Origin of the sequence: Acinetobacter sp. Lyrl_1 (assembly GCF_051948795.1) — a bacterium.
GTDB classification, from domain to species: domain Bacteria; phylum Pseudomonadota; class Gammaproteobacteria; order Pseudomonadales; family Moraxellaceae; genus Acinetobacter; species Acinetobacter towneri.
Window position 1 is genome coordinate 1 of the sequence record NZ_JAYJLK010000010.1, and the last position, 11,098, is coordinate 11,098.

Annotated in this window: 7 protein-coding genes; 2 read left to right on the forward strand and 5 right to left on the reverse strand. The window is 40.1% G+C overall.

The genetic code is table 11. From position 1 onward, the window contains the following. Positions 1-100: 100 nt before the first annotated feature. The 3 genes from VF675_RS05250 to VF675_RS05260 are packed head-to-tail and all read right to left on the reverse strand — an operon-like array spanning position 101 to position 3,012. Positions 101-1,546, reverse strand: a complete 1,446-nt coding sequence (locus VF675_RS05250; RefSeq protein WP_004974925.1) for an NAD(P)(+) transhydrogenase (Re/Si-specific) subunit beta — start codon at positions 1,544-1,546, stop codon at positions 101-103. A gap of 3 nt (positions 1,547-1,549) precedes the next feature. Then, a complete protein-coding gene (locus VF675_RS05255) occupies positions 1,550-1,873 on the reverse strand; it encodes a proton-translocating transhydrogenase family protein (protein WP_004974924.1) in 324 nt (107 codons plus the stop codon). Between the two features lie 11 nt (positions 1,874-1,884). Next, on the reverse strand, positions 1,885-3,012 hold the full coding sequence (locus tag VF675_RS05260; RefSeq protein ID WP_004974923.1) for a Re/Si-specific NAD(P)(+) transhydrogenase subunit alpha: 1,128 nt from the start codon (positions 3,010-3,012) through the stop codon (positions 1,885-1,887). 880 nt (positions 3,013-3,892) lie between these two features. On the opposite strand from VF675_RS05260, the gene VF675_RS05265 reads away from it, so the two are divergent. Further along, positions 3,893-4,816 carry a DMT family transporter gene (locus VF675_RS05265; protein WP_104852536.1) on the forward strand — a complete coding sequence of 308 codons (924 nt, stop codon included), beginning with the start codon at positions 3,893-3,895 and terminating at the stop codon, positions 4,814-4,816. Positions 4,817-4,911: 95 nt separating this feature from the next. Next, entirely contained in the window at positions 4,912-6,102 is a 1,191-nt protein-coding gene (locus VF675_RS05270; RefSeq protein WP_286417262.1) for an MFS transporter, read from the forward strand. A 28-nt stretch (positions 6,103-6,130) separates the two neighbouring features. On the opposite strand, the gene VF675_RS05275 is transcribed toward VF675_RS05270, so the two are convergent. Both VF675_RS05275 and dsr1 read right to left on the reverse strand, forming a co-directional pair. Then, positions 6,131-6,772, reverse strand: coding sequence for a hypothetical protein (locus tag VF675_RS05275; RefSeq protein ID WP_440204882.1), 642 nt, complete (start codon positions 6,770-6,772; stop codon positions 6,131-6,133). Positions 6,773-7,255: 483 nt separating this feature from the next. Beyond that, positions 7,256-11,041 carry an anti-phage defense-associated sirtuin Dsr1 gene (dsr1, locus tag VF675_RS05280; protein ID WP_440204883.1) on the reverse strand — a complete coding sequence of 1,262 codons (3,786 nt, stop codon included), beginning with the start codon at positions 11,039-11,041 and terminating at the stop codon, positions 7,256-7,258. Positions 11,042-11,098: the final 57 nt, after the last annotated feature.

Sequence of the window (11,098 nt, forward strand, 5' to 3'; positions counted from 1 at the left end):
AAAACTCGCCCGAACTCAATCTGCCTGATCTCAATTAACCACTTTACATCAGCCATAAAAAAAACCGCCCGAAGGCGGTTTCATATCTGGAAACAGTGTCTTAGTGACCTGTACCGTTGATTGATTTAGTCATATCTTCCACAACTTTCTTGGCATCACCAAAGATCATCATGGTCTTGTCGTTATAGAACAAGTCGTTGTCTAGACCCGCATAACCTGTTGCCATTGAGCGCTTGATGACCATAATGGTACGTGCTTTATGCGCTTCAAGAATTGGCATGCCGTAAATTGGCGAGTTTGGATCGTCTTTTGCCGCAGGGTTAACTACGTCATTTGCACCAATCACCAACACCACATCTGTTGCAGGGAAATCTGAGTTGATTTCGTCCATTTCTAAGATGTCTTCATACGGTACGTCTGCTTCTGCAAGTAATACGTTCATGTGACCCGGCATACGACCTGCCACTGGGTGAATCGCAAAACGAACAGTTACACCTTGCTCTTTTAACAAGTTGGCCAATTCTTTGACCGCATTCTGTGCACGACCTTGCGCCATACCATAGCCCGGTACAATTACTACGCTGTCTGCATTTGACATCAAGAAGCCAGCATCATCAGCAGAACCTGAACGGTAGTTACGTTGCACTTGCGCACCCGCTGCTGCCGTTGGTGCTGCTGCACCGCCCATCGCACCACCAAACAATACGTTGATGATTGAACGGTTCATGGCTTTACACATGATGTAAGAGAGAATCGCACCTGAAGAACCGACCAATGAGCCTGCAACAATCAGCATGTTGTTTTCAAGTGTGAAACCAATACCTGCTGCCGCCCAACCTGAGAACGAGTTCAACAATGACACCACAACTGGCATGTCACCACCACCCACTGGTGCAATCCATACCCACCCGAATGCCAATGCTAAACCTGTCATTGCCCAGAATGAAGTCATGTTGCCGCTCAGGAAGAAGTGAATCCCAAAACCAAGCATGGCAAGGAAAATTAACGCCTGAACAGGTTTTACCCATGCACCCGAAATAGTTTTTGCCCATTTCTTCGCCGCCAATTTACCGTATGCAAAAACAGATGCAGTAAAGGTAATCGCCCCCACGAAACAGCCCACAAACAATTCAAATAAATGAACTTTGCTCATTTCATGGAAAGTAATGCCATTTGCAGCCAACAAGTCTGGACCAAGTTCGATTAACTTGTTGTTATGAATAATCGCAGCAATCGCAATTAAAACTGCAGCCAAACCGACTAAAGAGTGCATTAACGCTACAGTTTCAGGCATTTGAGTCATTGGCACCGTACGTGCGCGGGCAATACCCACCACCGCACCTGCTGCCATAGCTGCCAGAATCATCCACACAACTGGATTGTCTGCCACAAAGAATGTAGTCAAGACTGCAATCGCCATTGCGATCATGCCGTAACGGTTGCCCGCAATCGCAGTTTTAGGCCCAGACAAACCACGTAAAGTTAAGATAAAGAGCACAGCCCCGATTAAATAGAACCAGTCTGCATATTCACGAATAAATTCCATGCATTAGCCCTCTTTTTTCTTTGCTTTTGGTTTGAACATTTCCAGCATACGTGCAGTCACTGCAAAACCACCGAAAATATTGATGCTTGCCAAGAACACAGCAATCGCACCCAGTACACTCACCACATTAATGGTTTGGAAATCGACACTGCCTTCTACACCCATGATTGGTAGACCAACAGTTTGAATCATCGCACCTACAATAATGATTGAAGAAAGTGCATTGGTTACTGCCATTAATGGCGTATGTAACGCAGGTGTTACCCCCCACACCACGTAGTAACCTACGAAGATGGCAAGGACAAAAATCGTAATTGTTTCAACCATGAGAATTCTCCTTAACCACGCTTTAACAGCACTTGACCGTTATGAGTGACCAGCAACGCTTTCTGAATTTCTTCTTCAGGATTCAATGCGAAGTTCTTGTCGTTATCAAATAATGTTTCAACAAAATTCAACACATTACGCGCATATAGTGCAGATGCTTCTGTCGATACAGTCGATGGAATGTTTGGAATACCCAAAATTTTCACACCATTGGCAGTCACTACAGTTTCACCGCATTGTGAACCTTCGACGTTACCGCCCGTTTCGACTGCCATATCTAAAATCACAGAACCCGGCTTCATTTTTGCCACAGTTTCCGCTTTGATTAAACGCGGTGCATCACGACCCGGCAATAACGCAGTGGTAATCACGATATCCGCATTAGAAACGGCTTTATCGACAATCACTGCTTGGTCTTTAATGTATTGTTCACCAGGCATCCAGCCATAACCATTTTTGGCAGCATCGGCAGCTTTTTGTTGTTCTTCTTCAGACATTGGTACGTCTAACCACTTACCACCCAAAGATTCCACCTGATCTTTTGCCGTTGGACGCAAGTCAGTTGCTTCGACTACAGCACCTAAACGCTTCGCTGTTGCAATGGCTTGCAAACCAGCAACACCCACACCCATGATCACAACACGCGCAGGTTTTACAGTACCCGCTGCCGTCATTAACATTGGGAACATGCGTTGATATTCTGCTGCAGCCAACAACACAGATTTATAACCTGCCAAGTTGGCTTGTGATGACAACACGTCCATATTTTGCGCACGCGACAAGGTACGTGGCAAAAGCTCTAAAGCAAATGCAGACACCTGAGCCGCAGCAAATTGGTCTAATTCAGTATTGCGGTAAGGATCAAACATCGCCACCACAGTGCTGTTCGGTGCAAGTTTTTGAATTTCTTCACCCTTTGGGGCACGAACTTTCAAAATCATTTGGCTACCGCGATAAGCATCATCTGTCATGGTCGCGCCTACTTGTTCATAAGCGCTGTCGATATAAGCGGCTTTTACGCCTGCACCACGTTCAATGACTACGCTATGACCCGCGCTAATCAACTTCTTTACTGTTTCTGGCGTCGCAGCGACACGATTTTCACCGACAACAGTTTCGGTTGGAATTCCGATCTGCATGAGCGTTCCTCAAGCTAGTTTTTCTTAAGTCAACATCGTGGATAACGATGCTTTCCCCTCAGGATAAGTTTTGTTGAATTTTTGGATTCTAATGCAACATTTTTAAATTACCACCCAATATTTATTTAATAAATACCCATATTTTGAACTGATGATTCATAAAAATATTGTTGCGAGATATAATTGATAAGTTTTGCTTCTTGAATATAAGTCTAATTATTCAGCAAAACTTCGATTTGACGTGTCTAAAAGAAAAAAAGCGATGCTTTGAGCTTGCAGTTGACCACATTTAAATGAATTAAGCATTGATCATTCTGACACGCATTTCACTTAATTGGGAAAATCCGACTTAGCGCTAAAAGATTGCATATCTATACATTTAAGCGCTAAAAGCAAAAACTTAAACACCAAATTGACTTTTTTGACAATTTTTACACCGCACAACATGGTTCAATTTAGAAGTGTTTTGCGCATCTGAAAACCTTAGAAAAACCTACCTTTGCCTTATGAGTAAAACCGAATATTTGAAACAGTAAAACTTTTAAAAGAAGCTTGAATTTATTCAACTCAGGTCTAAGTTAAGTGCTGCTATTTTTTTCATTTTTTTTGTGCGTCATTTAGTCTGATGATGGATTTTCTCTGTTTTGCAATATTTTTAGCTAATTTGCACCATTATCGTGCAAAGCTCATTTACTCTACTTTTCACAAAATTTATGCCATCTCAAGCAGACCATCTGCATAAAATCGGCTATGCTTACTCAAATACAGCACACAGCTTTATTCATGCAGTCGCATCTGTCTTTATCCATCATACAACTTGTATTTGTGTGCGCGGCATGTGTCACTTTTCTTGCATCCACCTTGCTCGACAGCATTTTTCATGATCAGACTTAACGCCACACAATGGGGCTCCATCTTTGCCTTATTTGCAGCCTTTTTGTTTAGTACCAAAGCCATTTTTATTAAACAAGCTTATGCACTTTCACCGTTGGTCGATGCAACCGTACTCATGGCTTTGCGCATGGCAAGTGCCCTGCCTTTCTTCCTACTGATTTGTTGGCTCAATCGCCACCACAGCCGCAACATCTCTACACGCAATTGGCTGCTGCTGATCTTTGCAGGTTTGATGGGCTATTATTTTTCCAGTTGGTTGGATTTTTTAGGGCTGATGTTCATTAGTGCCTCATTAGAACGCATTATTCTGTTTTTATACCCAACACTCACCGTCTTGGCTTCGAGTGTGATGTATCGGCAGAAACTTAGCTGGTTGAGTCTGTTTGCAATTGCCCTGAGTTATGGCGGAACAGTGATTGTGATGTTACAGGAACAGAGCAATACTCCGCATGACACGTATTTTTGGTTAGGCAGTAGTTTGGTGTTCGCCAGTGCAGTGTGTTTTGCAGGCTATTTATTGCTGACCAAAAGCCTGATTCAGCATTTTGGTTCATGGAATTTTACAGGTCTGGCTTTAAGTATTGCCTGCATCGGCACGCTTACGCATTACAGTTTGGTCACACCGAATCCACTGGGACTGGTACAACAACTGCCTGTAGAAGTGTTAGGCTATGGCATAGCTTTAGGGATATTTGTCACAGTCTTGCCCACCTTACTCATGGCACACAGTATCGCCCGTTTAGGTGCGGCACAATCCGCCATGATTGCTTCAATTGGCCCCATCTTGACAATTTTATTGGCCACAGCATTTTTAGGTGAACACCTAAATGGCATACAATGGTTCGGCTGCATGCTCAATATTGTAGGCGTGATGATGATTACCTTGTCCAAAAACAAGTTCTCTCATTAAGTTAAAGACGACATCCTGCCACTAATGAAGTTGAATATTGGATTCAATCTTTGAGCTACTGCAATTCCGTTTTTGCCATTGATCTTAGGATAATTATGAACACTGCACCAGACATCGGCCAAGATAAAACCCTGCTCTGGTTGATGGCGATTGCCTGTGGTCTATGCGCGGGGGCGAATTATTATTGCCAACCGCTGATTTACTCGATTCATCAATCTTTCCAAATTCCGCAATCCCAAGTGGCATTGACAGTGACTTTTGCACAAGTGTCTTATGCTCTGGGTTTATTATTCATTGTGCCCATGGGCGATATTGTCAATAAAACCAAATTCATTCCCTTATTGATGTTTTTGGCCTCGATTGGCTTATTTTTATGTGCCTTTTCCAGCAATTTAAGCATGCTATGGATTGGCACGATTATCACAGGGCTGTTTTCAGTTGCAGCACAAGTCTTAATTCCCTTTGCCACCATGACCGTAAAACCTGAAAAAATGGGTGAAGTGGTCGGTTTATTGATGAGTGGTTTATTGGTCGGTATTTTACTTTCGACCAGTTTGGCAGGTTTGCTGTCCAACTTATTCCATTGGAAAGTGATTTACCTGATTAGCGGTGTGCTGATGCTTTGCATTGCCGCGGTACTCAAAGCACGCTTACCCTTTATCTCAACCAGCAAACTCAGCTATTTGGCCGTGTTTCAGTCTATGGGCAAACTCATTTTAGAAGAACGTCGTTTGGTCTATCGTGCCTTGCTCGGTGCGTTTGCTTTTGCAGCGATGAGCGTGTTGTTTTCCACCATTGCAGTATTACTCAAATCCAGTTTTGGCTTAGCTGACTTTATGGTGGGCATTGTGGCAATGGTGGGTGTATTCGGTGCTCTTTCGACCAAACACGTGGGGAAAATTGCAGATCGTGGCTATGTTACAGCGCTGACGTGGGGTGGTTTGGCGCTATTGGCAATCAGTTGGGTCTTTCTATACAACGGACAATTTAGCTTATGGAGCTATATTCTTGGTTTTGGCTTAATTAACCTTGGGCTTGCCACCGTACACAGCAGCAACCAAAACGTAATTTTTCGCTTACGCCCCGATGCCAAATCGCGGATTAACTCAATTTATATGACCAGTTATTTTACTGGCGGTGCTTGTGGTTCTGCCTTGGGAATCTATGCATGGCAACACGGTGGATGGTTATGGAGTTGCCTAGTTGGTTTGTGTTTTGTTGCCGCCGCAATGAGCTTTGCCCTGCTCGACTGGCAACATCAACGTCAACACACCGCCATGCCTTAAACGCTGCTATTATAATCAAGCAAGTCGCTTAAGACATTTGCATCACAGGGTAAAATGGCTGACTCAACTCCACATTTTCTAAATTTTCCAATAAAATTTGGATAAAACACGGCATCAACGCACACAATAAAGTATTGGCATGGCTGAGTTGTTTGCGGTTGATTGCACTGTTATAAGTTGCACCACCTTGTAAAAGTTGCTGCTGTAACGTCAATAAGCGCTTAAACAAACATGCCAAAATTGTGACCGAATCATGAATGTGCAATGCCTGCATAATCTGCTGTTTTTCTGCCTCATAATCTGCACGCCATTCAGCTTCAGTCATTTTTTGATTACGCCAATCCCAAAAACTTTGATACAAATAAGGATTGGTCAGCAATACCTCTAAACTTTGTGGATATTTTTCCCAAATGATTCTCGCCATGCGCTGATCGACATCTTTTTGATACATGCGCTGCACAAATTGCTGCAAAGTCTGTTGTGTATGCTCTGCCGTCTGACCTTGCGCATACAAAGCACTCAACGCCACCCATGCTGTCATAAATTGCATATCGACATCATCATGAAACTCAATGGCTTTTTTCCACCAACTTAAACTGCGCTGCATGCGTAAATTAAATGCCGTTGAAAATTCATTTTTCTTAGTTCGATAAATTTCTTCTAATAACAAAATTTAATTCTCACTCTTATGCTGCGTTATCGTTATCTTTTCAACATACTAAAAAACGGCTACGCATACAAATACTGAGCAGTTCAGCTTTAGCACCTACCGTTGCGCTGCTGTGTTCATAGCGAACAAAGCAAAGTTGATGCCAATGGATGTGGAGTGGGGACATTGTCGATTTTCACTTAAACCCCGTATAATGCGCGGTCTTGTGCTTTTATTTTTCAATTCAGGTGGGTTATGACACGTGCCATCCAAACTTTACAACCTCGCATTTCGGTTGCCCCGATGATGGATTGGACAAATCAAATGAAATAACCTAAAAAAATCATAAATATAAATTACAAGAAATAATTTATGGTGTAAAAAAGGTGTAAAATTAGCAGTTCTTAAAATAAAAGTTCAAAAAATATTCAACCACCATTATTTGAATGGGAAATAATGGTGAAATTTAAAGATAAATATATAGCCGCTTTTATCAAATAAGCTCTAAAGGTTTAGTAATTCTAAATACTTATAATTTCCCTTTAATTCAAAGTTAGATTTACTAATTTCTTCCAAGCAAACTTTCAATCTATCGCTATAGTTATCATTTTTCTTAATGATTAAATATAGAAGATCTAAAGACTCTATAGGAAATTTTTCACATAGCTTATTCTTGACCATTTCCTCTAATAAATGAAAAGGATACTGAATAGGCTTCAACCAACCTCTCATACTCTCAAGAGCAATTGGGAACTCATCTCCAGATGAAATTATAATATTAGCGACAGACTCACTAATATTTACCGTTGCTAAACTTATATTTTTAGGCCATATTTCTTGCCAAAAGACTGCAATTCTATTTTTCCAATATGCTTCACTTTGTTCTGCATTTCCTTTTATAGCATCCGATAATGCCCTTGCAGCCTCATTGAGTGCTTCCTGCGGTAATTTAGTAAATACTTCTCTAAAGTCTTCACTAGTATATCCATCTAAATTGTTAAGAGCCGCATATGTTAGAAATCGTGCATACTGTTGTTTATGCTCACCAAGCTGGTTATAGTGATTTACAGTTTTCAAAAATGCTTGCTTGAGATCCACCATCAAAGGTACATATAAGCGTGGTGACCATAAGAAGCCTTCCCATACTCCTTTAGCCTCATGGTTCTGCCAATCGAACAACGGCAACAAATACGTTTCAGTCCATTTCTTATCTACCCTATAAAGTGAAATTAATCGTGATGCGAGCAACACTCGACCGTGCTTATAAATACTTTTTTCTACATCACATAATTTAGTAAAAAATGGTTTTATATCCGCTGGAAGCAAATCATGATCATTAGGTTTTTTTATAAACCATAGATTTATCAAAGTATATGTAGCATGACCGACTGGGTGATTAATCGCAGAGAAAACTGGCTGATCATCATTTGAGGGACCTTCATTTTCTAAAGTTAGCTCTAAAATTTGATTGCATATCTTAAGGAAAATGTCACGATGCAAATCAGTTAATTCAGATGCTGCCTCTATCCAACGGCTCAAACTATGTATTATGGAAATTATTACTGTACTGGGCATAGCTTGTATAAAACTGGCACCATACATCCAAGTTCTCTTAACTAATCGGCGCTCACTCCAAACTTGAAGAGCGGTCCTCCAACGATCGCTCGGCCAAACGTTGTTACTTGCCAAGTCTTTTAAGGCGAATAGTACTTGCATTGGGTGTTTTCGACATACTTCATTCCAATTATCCTGATGATGAAGTGACTCTTTTGAGTCAAAGTTTATCAACCAATCTACAATTTTATTTCTTCTAGTTGGAGCGATATCTACAACTTGTTCATCATCGAAGTCAGGATCTCCAGTCCCGCTCATCCAATGAGAGAATTCATCTCTTTGATTTCTTCTAACACGCCATTCAGGAAATTGTTCACCTATTGCTAATAATTTTTCTTTCGCATTCTCACCTAATTTGAGACCAGATGACTCTAACTTAGAAAGATGGAGCCATATCGAATGTGCTACCAAATTATTCCAATTATCCTCTTCTATATCCTCTCTAAACATTTTACGAGGTGGGCCTCTCAAAATAGCCTCTTCTAAAGATTCTTGTAATTCTCCATCCAGCTTATTACCTTGTAAAACTAAAAGTCTATAAACTTCTCTCCCAGTATTAGTAGACCACAACCACCAGGAGTTTTCTAATAGTAACCAATCTACCCAAACCTGTGGATTAACAGAGTCTTTAGATGCCGCAAAGAATGCTAGGCGTTTGAATGTAGGATATGGCTGCTGGAACCATGATTGAGCAACTATAGAAGATCTTGCAAAATCAATTTTTTTTAGAGCAATCCATGCATCTCTTAATAGCTCAATCAATGCAACCCAATCTTGAAAGTGTCGATTTTGCCAATGAGGCTCTATTGATGGTAAATGCCAATAAGACATATCGTAAGTATGATCAGCTTTACCCAACTCGCAAAGTAAATCTAATGTATCCTTTAATAATAATTGAAAATCTTCAAGTAAAAATGGTAGCACTTCCTTCCATTTTGAATTATTGAATTCGACTAATTCTGAGTGTACATATTCTGAAGTTAGAGTAACTTCAACATCTATTACAAACTGACTCTCCTTGGGCTCATCTAGTATTCCTTCCTTTTCAAATGAAAATTTCTCCTTTAATGATATTCTTGGTGTTAGGAGCTCTCTTAAACTCAGGCGTAAAGATGTTGATATTCCATCTAAAAGGAACTGTCTCTTCCATTGATAAAGATTCAAACCTCTTAATTGAGATTTCACTCTTCCATTAATGATCAATCTCCATAATTTTTGTGCAAATTGATCAGGAATACCCATTGGTGAATTAGTTAAAATTTGGTCTATTTCATCTTGATTTGCGGAAATAAGTTTTCTGCTTAAATCATCTAAATAGCCAATTAGCAACTGAGAGAAACTATCATGAATACCATCAGCATATTTTGCTACCCAAAGAATCAATCTGGTATCATTTAAATGTTTCAATAACCAACGAGCTAACTGAAACATTACATTATCCCACTGTCCCAGTGTTAAATAGTTTTTAAGTAAAGACATTCTCGGTGATAGTTGATAAGGCGTAGGCCTATTAACTAAACTGAAGGATAATTTTTTATCTTCCTCATTAAGTGGAACTACTCCAAAACGTGAAAGATCTTTATGTTTATATCTGCTATCTAAGAAGGCATCAAATAACCAATCTAAAGGTGGAACAGGATTAATTTCAGCGAAGGTTTTTGCTGGCAGACCTGATGAATCAGAGAGTGCCCATAACATACGTCCGACAAAATTATCTTGTTGCGTACTGACAGATGGTTTTGCAAGAGCATTATTAAGAACTATATTTTGTTTTCCTGAAATACCATCTCGGTATGTTTCAGACCAAACACGTAAAGTGTTATGTAATGCTGAATGATCATTAGTTCCTGTAGGTACTTCATAAATTATAGGGTTTACACCCTTTGCTTCCCATACAGTTTGAGTATAGCCAATTTCACTAGGATTTGATTCTGCGAAAGCCCATGCTATCGGTGTAGTCTCACCCAACATTCTATCCGCAGCTAGAGCATCCATCATGTATCTTAAAACAGGATCATTAATACTATAACCTACAAAACAAACAATGTAGTTTCTAAACAATTCACTTACAAAACGTGCTGCCCATCTTTCTGTCAAATAAGCCAGCCCGAAATCACCACTAGTAATAACTAATCGATTAAGTAATGCTTCATCTAATTTTTTGGGTAATTGTCCATGCAAATATACTAGCCCATTCCACTTACTATTCTTCGGTATAGGAAGCATTGGGGCCGAATATGTATTTAATGATTTTATTCCAATTTTTTTCCCAGCATTTTCAAAGAGAGTATCAAAGTTAGTCGTTATTAATCTTAAAGCCCCTTTTCGATCATGGGCTAATGTTAGAAGTGCTTTATGCGTTTCAATAGCACCTTTTTTTCTTAAATTAGGTTTTAATGATTTATTTAATGCAGTTCGGAGAGCATAGCGTTGGCCCGGTAATCTTCTTTCCAGTAAATCTAAAACTGCATCGAATTGATCCTTATCTTTAGCTTGCTGTTCTATGATTGATGGAACATCTCCTATTGATTTATAGATTTTATCAACAAGACCACCGAACCCTGGCAATCCTGCAGGATATGAGATCCCTGCTCCACAAAAAAAAACCACTTTGCCTTCTTCATGTGACTGTAATAATTCATCTGGAATTTCAGGTCCATTAGCCACAAATTGCATTATTGGCTCCTCTAATCACACGATCACACTGAATTTTAAAATAAAAAATAATATTCA